Here is a 22,429-nt window from a genome sequence, read left to right as displayed (position 1 = left end):
CCCCTGTCTGTCCTTCAGGGGAGTCGACGGCAGTCGCGCGATCTGTCTGACCGCTAACGGCGGCGTTCGCGCATCGCCGCGCGGTTGGCCGGCCGGACTTACTTCTTGAGAACCTCGACCTGCGTCCAGACCGGCTGGCCGATCCAGTCGTAGGTCACGTTCTTGACGTGCGTCGAGTAACCGGCGTTCGACTTGTAGTACCAGAGCGGGATCTGCGGCATGTCCTTTTCGAGGATCTTCTCCGCCTCGCCGTACAGCTTCGCCGACTCCTCGGGCGTCTTGGCCTTGTCGGCCTTGTCCGCCATCTCGTCGAACTCCTTGCTGCTGTAGCCGGAGTCGTTGGAGGCCGCCCCGGTACGGAAGACATCGGCGAGGAAGCTCGCGTTGTGCGGGTAGTCCGCCTGCCAGCCGGTGCGGTACATCTCGCCGGCCTTGAGCTTCTTGGACGTGATCAGGTCACGGGCGGTCTTGAAGTCCGGCTTGGGGTTGCCGTCGCAGGCGATCCCGGTGGCCTGGGTGATGGAGTTGCACACCGCGTCGACCCAGCCCTGGTGGCCGCCGTCGCTGTTGTAGAGGATGGTGAGCTTGTTGCCCGGGACGCCGCCGCCCTCCTTGATGAGCTGCTTCGCCTTGTCGGGGTTGAACTTGAAGACGTCGCTGTCGTTCTTCTGGTAGCCGACGGTGCCGGGCGCCACGAAGCCGGTCGCGGGCTCACGGGAGCCCTGCAGGACCTTCTCGCCGATGCTCTTCCTGTCGATGGCCATCGACAGGCCCTGGCGGACCTTGGCCTTGTCGACGCCCTTCCAGGCGTCGTCGTACATCGCGAAGCCGATGTTGACGGTGCCGGCCATCGGCTGGTCGATGGCGCGGTCGCCGAGGTCCTGCTTGTACTTGCTGAGGTCGGTCGGGTCGACCTGGTCCAGCGTGTCGAGGTTGTTGGACAGGATGTCCTGGTACGCGGCCTCGGGCTTCGGGTAGACCTTGAAGATGACGCCGCCGTTCTTGGCCTTGTCGTCACCCTTGTAGTTGTCGAAGCGCTTCGTCGTGATCTTGACGTTGTGGTCCCAGCTCACGAACTGGTAGGGACCGTTGCCGACCGGCTTCTGGCCGAAGCCCTTCGGGTCCTTGAAGAACGCCTTGGGCAGCGGCGAGAGCGCCACGTAGCCCAGCTTGTACTGGAAGTACGAGACCGGCTGCTTCAGCTCGATGGTGAAGGTCTTGTCGTCCTTGACCTGGAGACCCGACATCTTGTCGGTCTTCGGGTCGCCGCTGGCCGGGTGGACGTCCTCGTAGCCCTTGATGTCCTCGAACCAGGAGCTGTTGATCTGCGCGTTCTTGGTGTTCGCGCCCCAGTTCCAGGCGTCGACGAACGAGCTGGAGGTGACGGGCTCGCCGTTGTGGAAGGTCCAGCCCGGCTTCAGCGTGACGGTGAAGTGCTGGGAGTCCTTGGTCTCGATCTTCTCGGCGGCGGCCATCTTCAGCGCGCCGGTCTTCGGGTCGAACTCGGTCAGACCCCGGAAGAGGTTGTCCAGGACGCGACCGCCGCCGACCTCGTTGGCGTTGGCCGGCTGGAGCGGGTTCTGCGGCTCGACGCCCTGGTAGCTGAAGACCCCGTCCGGGTCCACGGCGCCACCGGCGCTGTCCTTGCTGCTGCTGCCGCCACCGCAAGCCGTCGCGGTCAGCGCCACGGCTATCGCACCTGCGACCCAAGCTGCGCTCTTCGCACCGCGCATGGGTTTGCCTCCTCAGGAGTCCACTGTCGTTATGAAACGGGCTCCCAAAGCAGTGGCTGACACCCCTGACAACCGCGCTGAGAGAGCCCCCGAGTGTGCTCGTGAGTCGGCGCTCCCCACAGCGCGTGACCCATTGACCCGAGCCCAATGGAGCCAACTATTAAGTACGCGCGGCCCGTAAACCACACTTAAAGGGTCTCGCTTTGGTCACATCAGTTACGCGCGAAGACCCGATATCCGGACAAACGCATCACAGACAGACAACCGCGAAACGGACTGTTAGCACTCCATTCGGACAGTGATCGCCGCTATCCGGACACGACGCACTCTTAATTCCCTTGCGCGGCGAACACATGATCACCCATCACGCCGACGGCCCGGCACCCCGCGTGATGCGGAATGCCGGGCCGTCGATACGCACCGGCCGTAGCCGGCCGCGATGCGTCAGCGCCTGGCGCGGAAAGCGGAATGTCAGCGCTTGGCGCGGGCGGCGGCGCGGCCGCGCTCCTTCTGGTCGAGGACGACCTTGCGGATACGGACCGTCTCCGGGGTCACCTCGATGCACTCGTCCTCGCGGCAGAACTCCAGGGACTGCTCCAGGGAGAGCTTGCGCGGCGGCACCACGTTCTCGGTGGAGTCCGCGGACGCGGCGCGCATGTTGGTGAGCTTCTTCTCCTTGGTGATGTTCACGTCCATGTCGTCGGAGCGCGAGTTCTCACCGATGATCATGCCCTCGTAGACCTCGGTGGTCGGCTCGACGAAGATCACGCCGCGCTCCTGGAGGTTGATCATCGCGAACGGCGTCACGACGCCCGCCCGGTCCGCCACCAGCGAGCCGTTGTTACGGGTCCGCAGGTCGCCGAACCACGGCTCGTGGCCCTCGAAGATGGAGTGCGCGATGCCGGTGCCGCGGGTGTCCGTGAGGAACTCCGTGCGGAAGCCGATCAGGCCGCGGGCCGGGACGACGAACTCCATGCGGACCCAGCCGGAGCCGTGGTTCGTCATGGTCTCCATGCGGCCCTTGCGGGTGGCCATGAGCTGCGTGACCGCGCCGAGGTATTCCTCGGGGCAGTCGATGGTCATCCGCTCGGTCGGCTCGTGGACCTTGCCGTTGATCTCCTTGGTGACCACCTGCGGCTTGCCGACGGTCAGCTCGAAGCCCTCCCGGCGCATCGTCTCGACGAGGATGGCCAGCGCCAGCTCGCCGCGGCCCTGCACCTCCCACGCGTCGGGGCGCTCGGTGTCCAGGACCTTCAGCGACACGTTGCCGATGAGCTCCTTGTCGAGGCGGTCCTTGACCATGCGGGCGGTGACCTTGTGGCCCTTGCCGCCCTTGCCGACCAGCGGCGAGGTGTTGGTGCCGATGGTCATCGAGATCGCGGGCTCGTCGACGGTGATGAGCGGCAGCGCGACGGGGTTCTCGGGGTCGGCCAGGGTCTCGCCGATCATGATGTCCGGGATGCCCGCGACGGCGCAGATGTCGCCCGGCCCGGCCACCTCGGCCGGCTTGCGGGTGAGCGCCTCGGTCATCAGCAGCTCGGTGATCTTGACGTTCTGGACGGAGCCGTCCCGCTTCATCCACGCGACCTGCTGGCCCTTGCGCAGCTCGCCCTGCTCGACGCGGCAGAGCGCGATACGGCCGAGGAAGTTGTCGGCGTCCAGGTTGGTGACGTGCGCCTGGAGCGGCGCGCCCTCGTCGTACTCGGGGGCCGGGGCGGTGCCCAGGATGGTGGAGAAGAACGGCTCCAGGGAGTCGCTGTCCGCCGGGACCGTGCCGTTCTCCGGCTTGGTCAGCGAGGCGACGCCGTCGCGCGCGCAGGCGTAGACGATCGGGAACTCGATCTGGTCCTCGTCCGCGTCCAGGTCCAGGAAGAGGTCGTACGTCTCGTTGACGACCTCGTCGATGCGGGAGTCCGGGCGGTCCGTCTTGTTGATGCACAGGATGACGGGCAGCTTGGCGTCCAGCGCCTTGCGCAGCACGAAGCGGGTCTGCGGCAGCGGGCCCTCGGAGGCGTCCACCAGCAGCACGACCGCGTCCACCATCGACAGACCGCGCTCGACCTCGCCGCCGAAGTCGGCGTGGCCGGGGGTGTCGATGATGTTGATCGTGATGACATCGCCGCCGCCCTTGGGGTGGTACTTCACGGCGGTGTTCTTCGCGAGAATGGTGATGCCCTTCTCGCGCTCAAGGTCGTTCGAGTCCATCATGCGTTCGTCGAGGTGCTGATGGGCAGCGAAGGCGCCGGCCTGCTTCAGCATGGCGTCGACGAGGGTCGTCTTGCCGTGGTCGACGTGGGCGACGATGGCTACGTTACGAATGTCGTGGCGCGTGGGCATACTTGCGGCGCTTCTCCCGGAATCGTGGGTGGCTCCGCGTACGGTCCGGTACGCGTGCCTGCCGGGCAGATCACGCCACGGCCTCACCCCATGGTACGTGGCTGCGGCGACCTAGGCCGCCTCAGCCCGTACGTACCGGCCCTGACCTGCGGTGATTCGTCTCACCGCCACGTTCCGTACACCTGGCGTCCCGGCGCGCGGCACCCGGAGCCCCGGGCGGCTCACTTCCGGAAACCGATGTCCTGGTAACGGGGGGTGGCGAAGCCGAAGGCACCGGCGTTGGCGACGTCCGACTTGGCGGCGATCAGCTCGGGGCGCTGGTAGAGCGGGATCGAGCCGGCCGCCGCCCAGATCCGGGCGTCCGCGCGCTCGACGAGGTCCCGCGAGGCGCCGGCGTCCAGCTCGGCCGCGGCCTGGTCGAAGAGCTGGTCGATCTGGTCGGTGCCGACCCTGGTGTAGTTCTGCTCGACGAGCAGCGAGCCGTCGGGGGCGGGCTGCGGCTTGGCGAAGATCGGCCGGGCGTCGGTCGCCGGATAGGCGGTGGCGGGCCAGGAGTACAGGGCCAGGTCGTAGCCGCCCGAGGCGATGTAGTCCTTGAAGTAGCTGTCGTCGGCGACCTTGGTGATCTCCGTGCGCACCCCGATGGCGTCCAGGCTGCGGGCGATGCGGTCGCCCACGGCGCGCAGCGGCTCGGCGGCGGCGCCGCGCGGCAGGACGAAGCGGAGGGACAGCTTCTGGCCGTTCTTCATGCGGACCGGGGCGGCGACGCCCTTGGGGTCCTTGGGCCCTTCGGGCCCGGAGCGGCCGTGCACATGCTCCTTGCCGTCGCTGCCCTTCCCGTTGCCCTTGTCGCTGCCCTCGCCGCTCGCCCCCTTGGTGTCCCTGTCGGCCTTGGCGCCGGCGCCGAGGTCCGCCTCGGCCTTCCCGCCGACCTTCTTCCGCGCGATCGGGCCGCCGTGCTGCTGCCAGCCCGCGTCGGCGAGCAGGGCCTGCGCCGCCTGGGCGTCCGCGCCGCCGATCGCGCCGCTGTGGTCCTCGTACCCCTGCTGGCCGGCCATCAGCAGATGGCTGCCGAGCGGCTCCGAGGGCAGCCCCAGCGGGCCGAGCACCTCGGCGGCGATCCCCTCGCGGTCGATGGCGCGGGCGACGGCCCGCCGCACCCGCTCGTCGGCGAGCGGCCCGGACGCGCCGTTGAGCGCGAGCTGGGTGTAGGCGGGCTCCAGGGACTTGCGGACGGTGTACGCGCGCAGGGCCCGCGAGCGGGCCGCGGTCCGGGCGGCCTCCTCGCGCCGGTGCCGCGCGTCGGCGGCGACCTTCGCGCTCCCCTCCGGCGTGCCGTGCGCCTCGGCCCAGGCCCGCATCGCGGCCGCCGCCGCGCGCCCGCCCGTGCCGTCGGCGGGCGATCCGGCGGCGCCCTTGCGGCCCTGTCCGACGGGCCGGTGGGCGGCGTTGATGTGCGCGGCGGTGGCGGCGTCGACGGCGGCGAGGTCGACGGTGTCCGCGGTGAGGGAGGCGGCGCGGCGCTCGCGCGGTACGGCCCGCAGCACGAGCTTGTCGAGTTTGGCGCGGTCGCCCCACCACTTCGGGTTGCGGGCGAGGGTCAGGGTGCCGGCGCCGGAGTCGCGGCCCGCGACCGCGAAGGGTCCGGCCGCGACCTTGAGGTCCTTGCGGGCGTCGTCGTTGAAGGCGTCCGGGGAGCCCATCACGGTGCGCGGGTACAGCGGCGTGAAGAGCCCGGCCCAGTCGGCGTACGGCCGGGCGAAGGTGACCTTGACCTCGTGCGGCTTAACGCCCGCTTCGACCTTCTCGATCCGGTCGTAGCCGGCGTTGCGGGCCGTCCAGTACCCGTGGTCCTTGCCGCTGAGGGCCTTCCACTGGGCGGCGAAGTCGGCGGCGCCCAGCGCGCGGCCATCGCTCCAGACGGCCTTCGGGTTGAGCTTGTAGACGACGATCTGCTTGGGCTCGCGCTCGACGGTCTCGGCGCCGCGCAGGTAGTCGGGGTTGCGGCGGGGCCGGCCGCGCTGGTCGAGGGTGAAGAGGGCGGGCAGTACGGCCCCGGCGACACGCTCGGTGGCGGCGTCGGCGTCGGCCTGGAAGGCGTTGAGGGTGCCGGGCAGCTCGTCCACGGCCCAGCGCAGGGTGCCCCGGTCGGCGACGTCGGCGCGGGCGGTGCGCGCCACGTCCATGGGGGCCGGGGGCGCGGCGGCGGGGCCGTCGTCCGAGGAGCAGCCGGCCAGGGCGGGCAGCGGGAGCAGCGCGCCGGCCGCCAGCAGCGCGGCGCGGCGGCGCCGGCGGGCCCGGCGGCAGGGGCCGGTGCGGGGTGCGGTGCCTCTCGGGACGCCGTCGTGGGCCATGGCTGGTACCTCCGGGGCTCGCCCGCCCGGCCTCCTGCGACGCGGCCGGGTTGGTTCGTTCACTGACGGGTGCGGTGCCGGGTTCCCGGGGCCCCGGCTGGGGTCCGGGGCCCCGGACGCGTACGGCACATTCGGCTTAATGTGCCGCTGATCACATGTACTGCCAGCCACTGAAGGCGACGGTCCGGGCGATGGCGCGCCGACACGGCGGGGCGGGGCGGCAAGCCACCCGGCTGGACGAACACGGCGTAAGCGCACAGGCGTGCGAGTCGGGAATGCGCGAGGGGGCGCGAGGGACGCGGCGCGGGGCCGGCGGCGGGGGCAGGCGCGCGTACGGCCCGCGTCCCGAACGCGCCGCCGCGAAGGCGCGATCGGGACCGCCGTCTTCCCCTTGAGGGGTGTGACGCGCAACACTCGCAGTCGCATGAGCGTCGCCACCCGCCAGCGCGGAGGTGTGAGCAAGTCATGTCCCTGAACGATGAGTTGACGGCTGTTCAGCGCTGCCTCGACGACCTCGTACGGTCCGTGGTCCGGCTGGAGCAGCGGGTCGGCAGCGGCGACCTGGAGATCAGGCGCGTCCGCACCGACGCCGACCATCTGCGCGAGAGCGTCGCCCTGCTGCGCGAGAGCGCCCCGCCGGAGCGGCCTAAGCCCGTGATGGTGCCGATCCCCGACGCGCCGTACGACAGCTCGCTGTGGGCGGACGCCGAGGACGAGGGCCTGGGCGCGCGCGACCGCGGGGCCCCGTAGCGAAGAGGCGGCCCCGAGCCCGTACGCCGACTTCCACCCCCACTCCTTCCGGAGTTCCCTTTGACCACTGGTACCGACCCCGAAGTCACGCCCGGCGATATGACCGCGCGCGGCGTGCACCACGCGTCGCGCGCCGCGATCCCGGCCCGCCATCTGCGCACCGACCGCTGGTGGCTGGTGCCCGCCGGCACCGCGGCCGGACTGCTCGTCTTCGTCGTCTACTCGACGTGGCGGGCGTTCGCCGGTGACGACTACTACGCGGCGCCCTATGTGTCGCCGTTCTACTCGCCCTGCGTCGCGGAGAACTGCGTGCCCATGAAGGGCGGCGCGGACTGGGAGATCTTCGGCGCGTGGTGGGGGCTGTCCCCCGCCCTGCTGATCCTGATCTTCCCGCTGGGCTTCCGGCTGACCTGCTACTACTACCGCAAGGCGTACTACCGCAGCTTCTGGGCGTCGCCGCCCGCCTGCGCGGTGGCCGAGCCGCACAAGAAGTACGGCGGCGAGACGCGGTTCCCGCTGATCCTCCAGAACGTCCACCGCTACTTCTTCTACTTCGCGGTGATCGTCGCGCTGATCCTCACCTACGACACCGCGCTCGGCTTCCGCGACGAGCGGGGCGAGTGGGGCCACATGGGTCTGGGCACCCTCGTGCTGCTCGCCAACATCGTCCTGATCTGGGCGTACACGCTCTCCTGCCACTCGTGCCGGCATATCGTCGGCGGCCGGCTCAAGCACTTCTCCAAGCATCCGGTGCGCTATCGCCTGTGGAGCTGGGCAGGAAAACTGAATAGCCGTCACGCGTTGCTGGCCTGGGCGTCGTTGGTGAGCGTGATGGCGGCCGACCTCTATGTGTATCTGGTGGCGAGCGGCGTATTCGACGATCCGAGGTTCTTCTGATGGGGCGCGGCTGATGACGCACGAGGAACGGCAGAGCTGGGACGTGGTCGTGGTCGGCGCGGGCGGCGCCGGGCTGCGGGCGGCGATCGAGGCGCGCGAGCAGGGCATGCGGACCGCGGTGATCTGCAAGTCCCTGTTCGGCAAGGCCCATACCGTGATGGCCGAGGGCGGCATCGCGGCCAGCATGGGAAATGTCAACGAGGGCGACAACTGGCAGGTGCACTTCCGCGACACGATGCGCGGCGGGAAGTTCCTCAACCAGTGGCGGATGGCGGAGCTGCACGCGCGCGAGGCCCCGGACCGGGTGTGGGAGCTGGAGACCTGGGGCGCGCTCTTCGACCGCACGGCGGACGGGCGCATATCGCAGCGCAACTTCGGCGGACACGAGTACCCGCGCCTCGCGCACGTCGGCGACCGTACGGGGCTGGAGCTGATCCGCACCCTCCAGCAGAAGATCGTCAGCCTTCAGCAGGAGGACTTCCGCGAGTTCGGCGACTACGAGGCGCGGCTGAAGGTCTTCCAGGAGTGCACGGTCACCCGCGTGCTCAAGGACGGCGAGCGGGTCGCGGGCGTCTTCGGGTACGAGCGCGAGTCCGGCCGTTTCTTCACTATCGAGTCGCCGGCGGTGGTGCTGGCCACCGGCGGCATCGGCAAGTCCTTCAAGGTGACGTCCAACTCCTGGGAGTACACGGGCGACGGGCACGCGCTGGCGCTGCTCGCCGGGGCCCCGCTGATCAACATGGAGTTCGTGCAGTTCCACCCGACCGGCATGATCTGGCCGCCGTCCGTGAAGGGCATCCTCGTCACCGAGTCCGTGCGCGGCGACGGCGGGGTGCTGCGCAACAGCGAGGGCGAGCGGTTCATGTTCGGGTACGTCCCGGATGTGTTCAAGGAGAAGTACGCGCAGTCCGAGGACGAGGGCGACCGCTGGTACGAGGACCCGGACAACAACCGCCGCCCGCCCGAGCTGCTCCCCCGCGACGAGGTGGCCCGCGCCATCAACTCCGAGGTCAAGGCGGGCCGCGGCACCCCGCACGGCGGCGTGTTCCTGGACGTCTCCACGCGCATGCCCGCCGAGGTCATCAAGCGCCGGCTGCCGTCCATGCACCACCAGTTCAAGGAGCTGGCGGACGTCGACATCACCGCCGAGGCGATGGAGGTCGGCCCCACCTGCCACTACGTGATGGGCGGCGTGGACGTGGACCCCGACACCGCCGCCGCGGCCGGGGTGCCCGGCCTCTTCGCGGCGGGCGAGGTCGCGGGCGGCATGCACGGCTCCAACCGGCTCGGCGGCAACTCCCTCTCCGACCTGCTGGTCTTCGGCCGCCGCGCCGGGCTGTACGCGGCCCAGTACACGGCCTCGCTGACCGGCGGCGAACGGCCCCGCCCCACCGAGGCGGACGTCGCCGCGGCGGCGGCCGAGGCGCTGCGCCCGTTCAGCGCCGAGGGCGGCCCGGACCCGCGGGCGAGCGGCCCGGCCGAGAACCCGTACACCCTGCACCAGGAGCTCCAGCAGACGATGAACGACCTGGTGGGCATCATCCGCAAGGCCCCGGAGATGCGCGAGGCGCTGGACCGGCTCGCCGATCTGCGGGGCCGGGCGCGGCGTACGGGCGTCGAGGGGCACCGGCAGTTCAACCCCGGCTGGCACCTCTCGCTCGACCTGCGGAACATGCTGCTGGTCAGCGAGTGCGTGGCGCGCGCGGCCCTGGAGCGCACGGAGAGCCGGGGCGGACACACCCGCGACGACTATCCGGAGATGGACCGGCGGTGGCGGCGGGCCAATCTGGTGTGCCGGTTCGCCGCAGCCCAGGAGGGGGCCGGGCCGGCGGCCGCGGACCCGGCGCTCGGCCAGATCGCCCTGGAGCGGCGCGAGTCGCCGCCCATCCGGCCCGATCTGCTCGCCCTCTTCGAGCGGGACGAACTGGCCAAGTACCTGACGGACGAGGAGCTGACGCCGTGAGCTATCAGGCCCACTTCAAGGTGTGGCGGGGTGATGCGGTCGGCGGGGGCCTCGCGGACTTCGAGATCGCGGTCAACGAGGGCGAGGTGGTCCTCGACATCATCCACCGCCTCCAGGCCACCCAGGCGCCCGACCTGGCCGTCCGGTGGAACTGCAAGGCGGGCAAGTGCGGTTCGTGCAGCGCCGAGATCAACGGCCGGCCGCGGCTGCTATGCATGACGCGGATGTCGGTCTTCGGCCAGGACGAGACGGTGACGGTGACGCCGCTGCGCGCCTTCCCGGTCGTACGGGACCTGGTGACGGACGTGTCCTTCAACTACGCGAAGGCGCGCGAGGTCCCGGCGTTCGTGCCGCCCGCGGACCTGAAGGCGGGCGAGTACCGGATGCGCCAGGAGGACGTGGGGCGCTCGCAGGAGTTCCGCAAGTGCATCGAGTGCTTCCTGTGCCAGGACACCTGCCATGTGGTGCGCGACCACGAGGAGAACAAGGCCGCCTTCGCGGGCCCCCGCTTCCTGATGCGCGTCGCCGAGCTGGACATGCACCCGCTGGACGCGGCGGACGAGATGGGCGTCGACCGCAAGCGGAGCGCGCAGGAGGAGCACGGCCTGGGCTACTGCAACATCACCAAATGCTGCACGGAGGTCTGCCCGGAACACATCAAGATCACCGACAACGCGCTGATCCCGCTGAAGGAGCGGGCGGTGGACCGCAAGTACGACCCGCTGGTCTGGCTGGGGAACAAGATCCGCCGCCGGGGGGAGTGAGGGGCACAGCGCCCGTGGCGGGCATGGCTCCCGCGGCATGGCTCCTGCGGCGGGCCGGGGCGGGCGCTGCTCCGGGCGCGCCCGTTCGCCCGGGTCCCTCGTCCGGCCCCCGCCCCGGGGCCCTCGGCCGGTTCCCGCCCCGGCCCCCGCGACCGGTCGCGGAGCAGGCGGAACGGTCATACGCTCCCAAATGTGACGCGGCTTCTGAGGCGGTACGGATCGGGGGCACCCGGCTGGGCCACGGTGTGCGCCCTCCTGGCGCTGTGCGTCCTGCTCCTGGCGCCCCCCGCGCGCGCCGACGGCCCCCTCGACCTGGCGCGCACGGGCCGGATCACCGACACCGTCGGGGCGCTCCGCGAGCGGCGCGCGGAGGTGGCCACGGCCCTCGAACGGCTGCGCCGCGAGGCGCGGGTGCAGCTCTTCGTCACCTACGTGCGGGACTTCTCCGGCCGCGCGGGCCACGACTGGGCCGACGCCACCGCCGACCGCAACGGCCTCGGCCCCCGCGACCTGGTCCTGGCCATCGCCACCCACGACCGCCGCTACGCCGTCTCGGCCGCCGACGACTCCGGCTTCCGCCCCGCCCAGCTCGACCGCGTCGCCACGGCCGCCATCGAACCCGCGCTGGCGTCGCACGCCTGGGCCGACGCGGCCATCGGCGCCGCCGCCGGGTACCAGGCGGTGCTCCAAGGGCGGCCCGTACGCACCCCCGCCCTCACCCCCGGCGCGGACGACCCCGGCGGGGAGGCGCTCGTGCCGGGCGGGCGCGGCGTCTGGCTGCCCGCCCTCCTCGTGATGGGCTCCTGCGCGCTCGGCGGCTACCTCCTCGCCCGGCGCGGCCGCCGCGCCCGGGACCGCCGCGCCGCCGCCCCGGCCCCCGCCCTCGCCGGATTCACCCGGTTGGCCCAACCGCTCACCCCGCTGACCGCGTTGGACGCCGAGGCGGCACAGATACTCGTGGAGACGGATGACGCCATCCGTACGAGCGAGGAGGAACTGGACCTCGCCATCGACCAATTCGGCCGGCGGGCGGCGCTGCCGTTCGCGGAGGCCGTGGCATACGCCCGGGGGGAGGCCGCACGCGCCTTCCGGCTGCGGCAGCGGCTCGACGACGCGCCCCACCAGGACGCCGAAACCCGCCGGTACACGCTCGACGAGATCCTCTCCCGCTGCACCAGCGCCAACCGGCGGCTCGACGCGGAGTCCGACGCGTTCGACCGGCTCCGCGCCCTCAAGGAGAACGCGCCCCAACTGCTCGCCCGCGCCGAGGAGGCCACCGAGGCGCTGGCGCCGCGCATCGACCACGCCGAGGCCGCCCTGGCCGATCTGGCGCGCGGCTGCACCGCGTCCGCGCTGGCGCCCGTCGCGCAGCACCCGGCCGAGGCCCGCGACCGCCTCGCCTTCGCCACGGCGGGGCTCGCCCAGGCCCGCCGGTCGCTGGCCGAGCGCGACCCGGCCGCCGCGGCCCCCGCCATCCGCGCCGCCGAGGCCGCGCTCGCCCAGGCCCGTACGCTCACCACCGCCGTACTGCGCCACACGCACGGCGTGCTCCGCGCCGCGAAGCGGCTGCGCGCCCTGCTGCCCGAGACCGAGGCCGACCTGGCCCGCGCCCGCGCCCTGCTGGCCGACCGCAGCGGCCTGCGCGCCGGGGACCTCGGCGGCGAGCGGGCGAGCGAGCTGTGCGCCCGTATCGCCCGTACGGAGCGCGCGCTCGCCCAGACCGGACGGGACCTGGCGGGCGGCCGCTACGACCCGCTCGCCGCCCTCCAGCGGGTCGAGGACGCGGCGGCCGGGCTCGACGAGCTGCTGAACGAAGAGGGGACGGAGGCGCGCGAGCGGCGCGCCTGGGCGCTGGGGGCGCGCGCCCTGCTCGCGGCGCGCGGCGACGTCGCCGCCGCGCGCGACTTCGTGTGCACCCACCGCGGGGCGATCGGCAGCCGGGCCCGCACCCGGCTGGCCGAGGCCGAGCGCCATCTGACGCGGGCGGAGGAGGCCGCCGACGCCACGGACGACGCGGCCGCCGCCCGGCTGCTGCCGGAGGCGCGGCGCGCGGAGGCGCTGGCCCGGCAGGCGCGCGAGCTGGCCGAGCGGGACGTACGCGGCTTCGCCGACCAGAACGCCCACGCCGGCCCGTACGCCCCGCAGTCCCCGCACCCCGCCGGGGCGATCGGCGGCGCGCTGCTGGGCGGCATCATCCTCGGCGGCCTGCTCCCCGCCACGTTCGGCGGCGGGGGGACCCGGGGACGGCTGGCGGAGTGACCCGCTCCGCCGCGTCCGTCAGTACCGGCTGAACTCCGTCCGTACCGGCTGAGCTCCGTCAGTACAGGCTGAGCTCCGTCAGTACAGGCTCAGCAACGCCTCCACCGCGTCCACGCCCGGCGAATCGCCGTCCGGGAGGGCGAGTTCGAACCAGACCGTCTTGCCGTGCGGGGTGCGGCGGCTGCCCCAGGCGGCGCTGAGGAGGCCGACGAGCTGGAGGCCGCGGCCGCCCTCGTCGGTGTCGCGGGCCCGGCGGCGGCGGGGCTGCACGAGACCGCCGTCCCAGACCTCGCAGACCAGGGTGCGATCGAGCAGCAGCCGGAGCCGTATCTCGCCCTCCCCGTACCGCAGGGCGTTCGTCACCAACTCGCTGACCAGCAGCTCCGCCGTGTCCACGAGGTTGTCCAGGCCCCAGGCCGTCAGCTTCTCGCGCGCCAGCTCCCGGGCGCGGGCCACCGAGCGCGGCTCCGGCGGCAGGTGCCAGTCCCCCACCGACTCGGCGGGCAGCCCCTGCACCCGCGCCATCAGCAGCGCGATGTCGTCCTCGCCGTGGTGGGTGTCGAGCGCGCCGAGCACATGGTCGCAGACGTCCTCCAGCACGGGCGACGGGTCCGTGAGCGCCTCGCGGAAGGCGCGCAGCCCGTCGTCGAGCGACTGGTCGCGGGACTCGACCAGGCCGTCGGTGTAGAGCGCGAGCAGCGCGCCGTCCGGCAGGTCGACCTCGGTCTCCTCGAACGGCTCGCCGCCGACGCCGAGCGGCATGCCCGGCGGTACGTCCAGCAGCAGGGCGGGCTCGCCCGGTTCGACGAGCACGGGCGGCAGATGCCCGGCGTTGGCGAACGTGGCCCGCCGCGTCACCGGGTCGTACACGGCGTAGACGCAGGTCGCGAGGTACACCTCGGAGAGGTCGGCGTCCTTGCCGCTGCCGCGCGCCGAACGCGCCGAGGACTGCTTCCCGCCGGGCGTGCCGAGGCCGTGCGCGACCTCGTCGAGCGCGGACAGCACCTCGGCCGGCTCCAGGTCGAGCAGCGCCAGCGTCCGTACGGCCGTCCGGAGTTCGCCCATGGCGACGGCGGCGCGCAGGCCGCGGCCCATGACATCGCCGACGACGATGGCGGTCCGGTGGCCGGGCAGCTCTATGACGTCGAACCAGTCGCCGCCGACCTCGGTGGCGGTGTTGCCCGGCAGATAGCGGCAGGCGATCTCGATGCCGGCGGCCTCGGGGTCGCCCGGCGGCAGCAGGCTGCGCTGGAGGATCAGCGCGCGCTCGTGCTCGCGGCGGTAGAGGCGGGCGTTGTCCATGCAGACGGCGGCGCGCGCCGCGAGCTCCACCGCGAGCGCCGTGTCCCGCTCCCCGAACGGCTCGCTGCCCTTCGTCCGGGCGAACTGCGCGAGCCCGACCACGGTGTCGCGCGCCACCATCGGCACGATCAGCGTCGACTGGACGACGGCCCCCAGCTCGGGGCTCTCGTCGGCCTCCCGGCCGGGCACCACCTTGGGGTGCGCGGTGCGCAGCGCCACCGCGCACGGTGAGTGGAAGGGGAAACGATGCACCTCGCCCACCTGAATGGGCTTCGACTCCCCGTCCTCGGAACCGATCGGCGCGCCCGAGACGGCGCTGGAGAAGGCCACGCGGCGCAGCTCGGCGCTGCCGTCGGCGAGCCCCGGCGGCGCCTCGTCGCCGACCAGCAGCCCCTGGTAGAGGTCGACGGTGGCCAGGTCGCAGAACTGCGGAACGGCGACGTCGAGGAGTTCGCGGGCGGTGGTCTCCAGGTCGAGCGAGTTGCCTATCCGCGCCCCGGCCTCGTTGAGCAGCGCCAGGTTGCGCCGTACGCCCGCGGCCTCGCGCTCGGCGCGGCGGCGGCCGGTGACATCGCTGGCGAGCCCCGCCACCCCGATCGGCCGCCCGCTGCCGCTGTGCAGCCGGTACAGCGATACGGACCAGCGCCGCCGCTCCGTACGGCTGGGGACCGCCCCGACGAGCTGGAGGTCGGACACCGGCTTTCCGGTGTCGAGGACTTGGCGCAGGGCGGCGGAGAGCCGCTCGGCCTCGGCGCGGGGCAGGAAGTCCTGCGGGGTGCGGCCGCGGTGCCACTCGACGGGCTGTCCGAAAGCCTGCGCGAAGGATTCATTGACGCGCACCAGGGTGAGATCGGTGCCGAAGAAGAAGAACCCGAGGGGAGATTGTCCGAAAACGGCCTGCGAGGCGGCGAGGTCGGTCTCGATGCCGCGCAGGGCCCGTACGTCGACGACGATACAGAGGGCGGTGCGTTCGCCGCGCTCGTTCTCGGTCGGCATCAGGAAGATCTCGGCGAGGCCCGACTGGCCGTCGGCGGCGCGGTAGGGGACGAGGGCGACCCGCTCGTGCCCGTCGAGGCCGCGCTCGCCGAGGAAACCGGGGAGGGCGTCCGCGCGCTCCGCCGCTCGCCGCCGCTCACGCTCGCCGGCGGTGGCGCCGCCCTCCTGCGCGGGGCCCGCCGCCTCGGGCGGCGGGAAGACCTCCCCCGGGTCCCTGCCCACGGCCTCCCGCGCCGGCACGCCGAACAGGTCGGCCGCCCGCTCGCTCCACTGCTCGATACGGCCGTCCGCTCCTAGCGAGAACGAGGCGACCCGGATGTAGTCGTAGAGCGAGCCCGGAAGGCTGCTCTGCCACACCACCGCGGCATCTGTTCCCTGCGGCGTACCCGTGGTCCCCGCTGGCGTTTCGCTCACGTGCCCGTCCCCTCCGGCCTCTCGTGCTCGCACCGGCATCAGAAGGCCGAGTATCCAGCACCGCGGCCATCCGGAACACGGCCTTCACGATCACAGCACGATCTCAACCCGCGCCGTAGGACTCCTAACCAGGCAAGGTCAGCTCGAACCACACGGTTTTTCCGGTCTTGCCGCGCCGGGTTCCCCAGCGACGCGAGGCGCATGCCACCAATTGGAGACCGCGTCCGCCCTCGTCCTCCGGCCGGGCGACGCGCTCCCGCGGCGGATCGGGCAGCGGGTCGGAGACCTCGACGAGGAGGAGGGCGTCCTCCGGGCGGGTACGGCGGGAGTACATGCGGACGCCGATGGGCCCGCTGGCGTGCCGCAGGGAGTTGGTGACCAGCTCGCTCACCAGCAGGACCGACACATCGCTGACCGACTCCAGACCCCACTCGGCCAGCGTGTCGCGCACCAGCGTGCGCGCGGTGCGCACGGCACCCGCCTCGGCGGGGAAGCTCCATTCCGCGAACCCGGGCGTCCACGCCAGGGGCACTGCGCTCTCGCTCACGCCGACCACGTCCCAGACCTCTCGCAGGCCCCGCCGGATTGCCCGACTTCGGGGAAGTTAATCAGCACATACCCGCTATAGGGCAATTGCTACCTTTTGCCCGGGAAGTCGGTGGCACGATTGGCGTATTCGCGCAGCTCTACGCCGTGCGCCTCGACGCCGTGCGCCTCGACGCCGTGCGTCGAGGCGCCGAGGCCCGCGCCGGGGACCTGACGGTACATCGCACGGGCCGCGCGTCGGCGGGAACGCCGGATACGACTTCGATGGCGCGAGCCGACGGACCGGCTACGGCTTTCTCATGGCTGGCACGCTCGGAGCCGGCGGACGGCCTCGGCGACGGCGGGAGCTGACGGACCGGCTACGGCGTTGCCACCGCCACCACGCCGCTGCCACCGCCTCCGTCACTGTCGTGCTCGGAGCCGGCGGACGGCCTCGGCGACGGCGGGAGCTGACGGACCGGCTACGGCGTTGTCACCGCCACCACGCCGCTGCCACCGCCACCGCCTCCGTCACTGTCGTGCTCGGAGCCGGCGGACGGCCTCGGCGACGGCCGGGCGGTCCTAGTCGAGCCAGGGCACGTCGTCGGCCTCGGCGGGGGCGAGCCAGCGGAGTTCGTCGTGGTCCTGGAGCGGGCGCGGTTCGCCCGCGAGGAGCCCCGCCGTCCAGACGTGGAGCACGTACGGCGGGCGCAGCGGCCACTCTCCGGGGATCCGCTCCAGCGGCTCGACCTCCACGCCCAGTTCCTCGCGCAGTTCGCGTACGAGCGCCTGCTCGGGCGTCTCGCCGGGCTCGACCTTCCCGCCGGGCAGCTCCCAGCGGCCCGCGAGTTCCGGCGGAGCACTGCGCCGGGCGGCGAGCAGCCGCCCCTGGTCGAGCACCGCTCCGCCTACCACCACACGCGCCGTCGTCATGGGCGGAGCCTACAAAGCCGGGACCGGGGCAGGCCGAGCCGGGCCGGGGCGCGCCAAGCCGGGCCGGGGCGCGTAGCCCGCACGCCCAACCCGCTAGGAGACCGCGCGGCCGACCCGCTCGACGATGTAGAGCCGCTCCTGCCCGTACACCCCGAGCCGGCCGATGACCTGCTCGGCCTCCGACTTGGTGGCGTAGCGGCCCACGCGGTAGCTGTTGCCGTTGTCGTCCTGCCGGACGACCAGCCAGGGCAGGGTCGGGTCGCCGTCATTCATAGCCCCGCCCTCTCCGTCGCGGCGCACTCCGGCGTACGCCCCTCGACTCCTCATGACGAAACCGCAATCCGCATATGCCCGAGCCTACGCCCGACCTTTACTCAGCGGATACAGGAATTCACGAAGAGGCATTCATCCGGCCACCGGAAGCGCCGCCCGCGCGGCGCTGCCCGCTGCCCTCACGCCCGCGCTGCCCCGGCCGGCCCCGCTGCCCCGCTACGCGCGCCGGGCCGCGTCGGCATCGGCGGCGCCGGCGGCCTCGGCCTGGGCCTCGGCTTCGGCCGCGGCGGCCATTTCCCGCTCCACGGCCACGAGGGAGGGGTTGCGCCACGCGCTGCGCACGCCCCACACGTAGAAGACGAGGCCGATCAGGACGACGGTGACGATGTCCCAGCCCTCGGCCAGATATCCCTGGCCGCCGAAGTCGGTGCCGCCGGCCCACGAGACGCAGGCCATGACGAGGAGGTAGGCCACCATCCAGGCGCCCGCCTTGAGGTGCGGCTTGAGTTCGGCCCAGGGCTTGCGCAGCTCGTACCAGGCCCAGACGGGCAGCCCGACGGCCATGATCAGGATGACCTTGCCGGTGAGCGGCCAGCGGCCCCAGTAGAGCACCAGGGAGCCGAAGACCATCGCGATGGGTGCGACGACCGGCATGACGCGCAGCTTGACCGGGCGCTTGAGGTCCGGCGCGAGGCGGCGCAGCGACATCACGGCGACGGGGCCGGTGATGTAGGAGATGACGGTCGCGACGGAGACGATCTCGGCCAGCGAGCCCCAGCCGCGGAAGACGGCCAGGAAGAGGAAGGCGACGACGAGGTTGAGCACGAGCGCCGGGCGCGGGACGCCGGTCTTGGGGTCGACCTTGCCGAAGATGCCCGGCAGGTGGCCGTTCTCCTGTACGCCGTGGATCATGCGCGAGGTGGTGGCCGCGTAGATCATGCCCGTACCGGACGGGGAGATGAAGGCGTCCGCGTACAGCAGCATCGCCAGCCAGTTCAGGCCCCAGGCCAGGGAGAGGTCGGCGAGCGGGGAGTTGTACGAGAGGTGCGCCCAGCTTCCCGCCTCGCTGAGGTCGGCGGCGGGGACGGCCATCAGGAAGGCGATCTGGAGCGCGACGTAGATGATGAGCGCGATGACGATCGAGCCGATGACGGCCTTGGGCAGCGATTTGCCGGGGTTGCGGGCCTCGCCCGCCATGTTCAGCGGGGACTGGAAGCCGTTGTACGCCCAGACGATGCCGGAGACGGCGACGGCGGTGAAGACGGCGCTCCAGCCGTTCGGCGTGAAGCCGCCGTTGTCCTTGACGTTGCTGGTGTCGAAGTGCGCCAGCATCAGGGCGCCCGCGGTCAGGATCGGGACGACGACCTTGAAGACGGTGATCGCGTTGTTGGTCTTGGCGAACAGCGTGATCGCGAACCAGTTGAGGAAGAAGTAGAAGACCAGCAGGACGCTGGCGAGCGCGACGCCGCTGCCGGTCAGCTCCTTGCCGTTGTAGAGACCCGCGGCCCAGGAGAAGTCCCAGGAGCTCATGTACTGGACGGAGGCGGTCGCCTCCCCGGGTATGACGGAGACGATGGCGATCCAGTTGGCCCAGGCGGCGAGGTACCCGGCGAGCGAGCCGTGCGAGTACTGCCCGTACCGGACCATGCCGCCGGCCTTCGGGAACATCGAGCCGAGCTCGGTGTAGGTCAGCGCGATGGTCAGCGCGACCGCGGCGCCGATGACCCAGGCCAGGATGGCGGCGGGACCGGCGATGGAGGCGGCGCGTTCGGCGCCGAAGAGCCAGCCGGAGCCGATGATCGACCCGAGACCGACGGCCGTCAGGGCCACCGGTCCGAGCGTGCGGCGGTAATTCGAGTGGGAACCCTGCTCGGTACTCAAGCCCCGGATCTCCTTTTCTTCGTTCTCTCCCACGGCAGGACGCAAACCGCGCCATCCTACGAGCGATCACGGGGCGAAAATTCCGCGACGAGGCCCTGACCTGGGCGTATGTGAGGTTTGCAACACCGGGTGGGTGGCGGCCTTACCGGGGCAAAGAGGGTGATAGCGGCCTGCCGCGGCAACTTGGCACAGACCTGTGACGAAGCCCGGAGAACCCCCGAACCCCCTACTGACCTGCGAGGGAACCAGGAAGCAGGCGAAATGGCCAAGATGAGGGAAGACAGCGACCAATGGCCGATAACCGACTGGAAAACTGGGCGGGGCGAGGTCGAAGCGGCCCTGGGCGGGCCGCGCGACGGGTGGCTGGTAAGGGACGCGATACCGCGGGGCGAGGGGGCGGTCCCGCCGGGCGGTTACTTGACCGGCAGGTGGTAGGAGACGCGGTACCGCTCGGCGAGGACGACGACGTCGGCGGTCTCGACGGGGCAGCCGCCGGCGAAGTACGTACGGGAGACGACGAGCACGGAGTGGCCGGGGACGCCGCCGAGGGCGAGGGCCTCCTCGGCGAGGCCCGGCCGGGCGCCGACCTCTTCCACGACGTTGTCGACGACGAGGTCGATGGCGGCCATGCGCTCGACCACGCCGCGCCCGGCCAGCGGCCCCTCCTCGGGCAGCATCACGGGCGTACGGCCGGTGAGGGCGAGCGGCTCCCAGGAGGTGGAGAGCATGGCGGGCTCGCCGACGGCGCGGAAGACGTAGTCGGTGCGCATCACGCGCTCGCCGGGGGCGATGCGCAGCCGCCCGGCGACGGAGGCGTCGGCGGCCTCCTGCCCGCTGCGCGATTCCCAGGTGCCCTTGACGCGCTCGTCGGCCTGCTCCTGCCGGAAGGGCGTGGACTCGCCGAGCGCGCGGTACCCGCCACGGGAGAGCCGGCGCGGCACGGGCTGCTCGCGTACGTACGTACCGGAGCCGGAGCGGCCTTCGACGAGCCCCTCGGCCATCAGCACCTTGCGGGCTTCGAGCGCGACGGTGTCGGAGACGCCGTACTCCTCGCGGATGCGGGCCTGCGAGGGGAGCCGGGTGTGCGGCGGCAACTCCCCGGCGACGATCTTCTGCCGAAGATCCCCGGCGACGCGGAGGTATGCGGGCTGGTCACCGAAGGCCACGTCCACTCCCAACAGGTTGACAGTCCGCAACAGCTTGGCAACCGTCGGTTGTGGCTCGCAACTTAAGGCCAAGGATTCACTAGATGTAGTGAATTGCAGCTCAGGGAGGTGTGGTTCGGAGGTAGCGGAGCCACCGCGCCGGGCCCCAGCGGGAGGCCCGGCCGCCGGCCGAACCCCACCGGCCCCACCCCGAACGAGAAACACGACAAGGCGAAAAGATAACGCGAGAAAGCCCAATACCAATAAACACCGGCAGACCCACGAAGGAGACGCAAGGACTTCCACATCCCGACCCGAATAAATCAACGGGGCGCTTCGGCTGAAACTACCTGTTTCGCGGGAGGGGCTTTCCTCCTACGGTGAGCGGGGTCGGAAAGACCATCATCCCGTCTCTGGTTGGAGGCCCCGTGGCACCGATCATTGAGCCCGGCACGTACGCCATCAAGAATGCCGCGTACGACGACCGGGTCATCGATGTGAGTGGGAGCGACAAGCGACCCAACACGCCCATTATCGGTTACCCCTACCACAAGGGGGAGAACCAGCAGTGGGAGCTTGAGTCGGTCAACCAGGCCAACGAGTACATCATCAAGAGCAAGCTGGGCGACATCTACCTGAACCTGGGCAGCACCCGGCAGTACCCGCCGTCCATCGCGGTGCAGTTCACGTACGTGCTGTGGTCGATCGAGCCCGCCGGCGGCGGCCTGTACCGGATTCACTTCCCGTACCAGGACGGCGTCGTCGACCTCGCCAGCGGCCAGCAGAGCACCCAACTGACCCTCCCCTCCTGGGCCGGCGAGCAGCACCAGAAGTGGATCTTCGAGAAGGTCTGACGGACAGCCTGAAAGGGGTGCGCCGAATTAAGAATTCGGCACACTCGAAAACCCCCGCCCGAAAGAGGGCGGGGGTATTTTCCGTACTTGAATCCGTGCGAAACTCAGCCGCCGCTCTTCCGTCGGAAGGAACGCTGAGTACTGGCGGGTCCATGGGCCCCATGAATCTTGGAGGAACTGGCCCCCGCTCCCCCCGAAGCCCCCTCCCCCCGAGCGCCCCGCTTCCGCTCCAGCGCCTCTCGGAACTTCCGCTTCATCTCATCTTCAGGCTTGTCCTGAGCAGATCCACCTGCGGCCATGAGCTCCTCCTGAACTAGACGCTCCCCAGAGCCTGACACGTTTCCCCCCACCCAGCCCCTGATTTTTTCCGCGCGGAGCAAGAGAGGTACCCGGTCCCCATTGTGTACACATGGGACACTCGGTACCCTTGGGCGCATGACACAGCCCATGCCCATAGAGTCCATCCGCGATGTCCGGGCACACCTGGCCGAGGTCGTGGAGCGGGCCGACCGGGACGACGTACCCACCGTCATCACCCGGCGCGGCAAGCAAGTCGCCGCCGTGGTCTCCATCGAGGTGCTGCGCAAGTACCAGGAATGGGAAGAGCGCGAGATCAACCGCATCATCGACGAGCGCCTGGCCGACCCGGCGCCCGGCGTCCCGATCGAGGACGTCATGAGGGAGACGCTGCAGCGCAGTGAGTAAGTACCGCACCCTCTTCCGCCCCGAGGCCCAGGCCGAGCTCCGCAAGGTGCCGCGGGAGACGGCTCTCCGCATTCTCGCCAAACTGGCCGAGCTGGAGAACGACCCCACCGGCTTCAACACCACCGCCCTCGCCTCCCGGCCCGACCGCCGCCGCCTGCGAGTGGGCGACTACCGCGTCATCTACACCCTCGACAACGGCGAGTTGGTGGTCTGGGTCGTACACGTCGGCCATCGCTCCACCGTCTACGACACCTGACTCGCCGAAGGAGCCGGCCGCACAGGAGCCCGGCCCCCGCCCGGCCACGAGGGGGATGCGCCGGCCGTGAGTTCTTCATGGTCGGGCG

General features: G+C 71.4%; 19 protein-coding genes. 8 read left to right on the top strand and 11 right to left on the bottom strand.

What is annotated here, in order from left to right; genetic code table 11:
* Positions 1-98: 98 nt before the first annotated feature.
* The 3 genes from IF55_RS19365 to IF55_RS19355 all read right to left on the bottom strand — a co-directional run bounded on the left by IF55_RS19365 (position 99) and on the right by IF55_RS19355 (position 6,424).
* Positions 99-1,733: a peptide ABC transporter substrate-binding protein gene (locus tag IF55_RS19365; RefSeq protein ID WP_030878208.1), complete on the bottom strand. Its 1,635-nt coding sequence runs from the start codon at positions 1,731-1,733 to the stop codon at positions 99-101.
* A gap of 471 nt (positions 1,734-2,204) precedes the next feature.
* Positions 2,205-4,070, bottom strand: coding sequence for a translational GTPase TypA (gene typA / locus IF55_RS19360; protein ID WP_030878206.1), 1,866 nt, complete (start codon positions 4,068-4,070; stop codon positions 2,205-2,207).
* Positions 4,071-4,291: 221 nt separating this feature from the next.
* A complete protein-coding gene (locus IF55_RS19355) occupies positions 4,292-6,424 on the bottom strand; it encodes an ABC transporter family substrate-binding protein (protein WP_030878202.1) in 2,133 nt (710 codons plus the stop codon).
* Between the two features lie 465 nt (positions 6,425-6,889).
* Here IF55_RS19355 and IF55_RS19350 point away from each other — a divergent pair, with 465 nt between their 5' ends.
* From IF55_RS19350 to IF55_RS39780, 5 genes are all read left to right on the top strand, one after another.
* A complete protein-coding gene (locus IF55_RS19350; protein WP_030878199.1) occupies positions 6,890-7,174 on the top strand; it encodes a hypothetical protein in 285 nt (94 codons plus the stop codon).
* A gap of 60 nt (positions 7,175-7,234) precedes the next feature.
* Positions 7,235-8,071, top strand: a complete 837-nt coding sequence (locus IF55_RS19345; protein ID WP_030878197.1) for a hypothetical protein — start codon at positions 7,235-7,237, stop codon at positions 8,069-8,071.
* Between the two features lie 13 nt (positions 8,072-8,084).
* Entirely contained in the window at positions 8,085-10,034 is a 1,950-nt protein-coding gene (locus IF55_RS19340) for a fumarate reductase/succinate dehydrogenase flavoprotein subunit (protein ID WP_030878194.1), read from the top strand.
* Positions 10,031-10,798 (top strand): succinate dehydrogenase/fumarate reductase iron-sulfur subunit, encoded by a 768-nt coding sequence (locus tag IF55_RS19335; protein ID WP_030878191.1) that lies wholly within the window; start codon positions 10,031-10,033, stop codon positions 10,796-10,798. The genes IF55_RS19340 and IF55_RS19335 overlap by 4 nt, the downstream gene beginning before the upstream one ends.
* 192 nt (positions 10,799-10,990) lie before the next feature.
* A complete protein-coding gene (locus IF55_RS39780; RefSeq protein ID WP_078644704.1) occupies positions 10,991-13,057 on the top strand; it encodes a TPM domain-containing protein in 2,067 nt (688 codons plus the stop codon).
* 78 nt (positions 13,058-13,135) lie between these two features.
* On the opposite strand, the gene IF55_RS19325 is transcribed toward IF55_RS39780, so the two are convergent.
* From IF55_RS19325 to IF55_RS19300, 7 genes are all read right to left on the bottom strand, one after another.
* On the bottom strand, positions 13,136-15,808 hold the full coding sequence (locus IF55_RS19325; protein WP_078644702.1) for a SpoIIE family protein phosphatase: 2,673 nt from the start codon (positions 15,806-15,808) through the stop codon (positions 13,136-13,138).
* A gap of 85 nt (positions 15,809-15,893) precedes the next feature.
* The gene (locus IF55_RS19320; RefSeq protein WP_030878184.1) at positions 15,894-16,325 is read right to left on the bottom strand and encodes an ATP-binding protein; all 432 of its coding nucleotides are present in this window, start codon (positions 16,323-16,325) and stop codon (positions 15,894-15,896) included.
* An 80-nt stretch (positions 16,326-16,405) separates the two neighbouring features.
* Positions 16,406-16,537 carry a hypothetical protein gene (locus tag IF55_RS41220; protein ID WP_281180992.1) on the bottom strand — a complete coding sequence of 44 codons (132 nt, stop codon included), beginning with the start codon at positions 16,535-16,537 and terminating at the stop codon, positions 16,406-16,408.
* 339 nt (positions 16,538-16,876) lie between these two features.
* On the bottom strand, positions 16,877-17,227 hold the full coding sequence (locus IF55_RS19315) for a (deoxy)nucleoside triphosphate pyrophosphohydrolase (RefSeq protein WP_048832188.1): 351 nt from the start codon (positions 17,225-17,227) through the stop codon (positions 16,877-16,879).
* A gap of 93 nt (positions 17,228-17,320) precedes the next feature.
* A complete protein-coding gene (locus IF55_RS19310; RefSeq protein ID WP_030878179.1) occupies positions 17,321-17,500 on the bottom strand; it encodes a hypothetical protein in 180 nt (59 codons plus the stop codon).
* Between the two features lie 216 nt (positions 17,501-17,716).
* Entirely contained in the window at positions 17,717-19,381 is a 1,665-nt protein-coding gene (locus IF55_RS19305; RefSeq protein WP_030878177.1) for an APC family permease, read from the bottom strand.
* 413 nt (positions 19,382-19,794) lie between these two features.
* Complete coding sequence (locus IF55_RS19300; RefSeq protein WP_030878175.1) at positions 19,795-20,547, bottom strand: GntR family transcriptional regulator; 753 nt, start codon at positions 20,545-20,547, stop codon at positions 19,795-19,797.
* Positions 20,548-20,954: 407 nt separating this feature from the next.
* Here IF55_RS19300 and IF55_RS19295 point away from each other — a divergent pair, with 407 nt between their 5' ends.
* Positions 20,955-21,380 carry an RICIN domain-containing protein gene (locus IF55_RS19295; protein WP_030878171.1) on the top strand — a complete coding sequence of 142 codons (426 nt, stop codon included), beginning with the start codon at positions 20,955-20,957 and terminating at the stop codon, positions 21,378-21,380.
* A gap of 104 nt (positions 21,381-21,484) precedes the next feature.
* On the opposite strand, the gene IF55_RS39445 is transcribed toward IF55_RS19295, so the two are convergent.
* Positions 21,485-21,679, bottom strand: a complete 195-nt coding sequence (locus tag IF55_RS39445) for a DUF5302 domain-containing protein (protein ID WP_169767233.1) — start codon at positions 21,677-21,679, stop codon at positions 21,485-21,487.
* 136 nt (positions 21,680-21,815) lie between these two features.
* Between IF55_RS39445 and IF55_RS19290 the strand changes: the two genes are divergently transcribed.
* The gene (locus IF55_RS19290) at positions 21,816-22,085 is read left to right on the top strand and encodes a type II toxin-antitoxin system Phd/YefM family antitoxin (protein ID WP_030878169.1); all 270 of its coding nucleotides are present in this window, start codon (positions 21,816-21,818) and stop codon (positions 22,083-22,085) included.
* Positions 22,078-22,341, top strand: a complete 264-nt coding sequence (locus IF55_RS19285) for a type II toxin-antitoxin system RelE family toxin (RefSeq protein ID WP_030878166.1) — start codon at positions 22,078-22,080, stop codon at positions 22,339-22,341. Before IF55_RS19290 ends, IF55_RS19285 begins: the two co-directional genes overlap by 8 nt.
* Positions 22,342-22,429: the final 88 nt, after the last annotated feature.

This window comes from Streptomyces varsoviensis (assembly GCF_000718635.1).
Taxonomy (GTDB): Bacteria; Actinomycetota; Actinomycetes; order Streptomycetales; family Streptomycetaceae; genus Streptomyces; species Streptomyces varsoviensis.
Note: the sequence above shows the minus strand (reverse complement) of the source record. Positions and strands in the feature narration are given on the sequence as shown.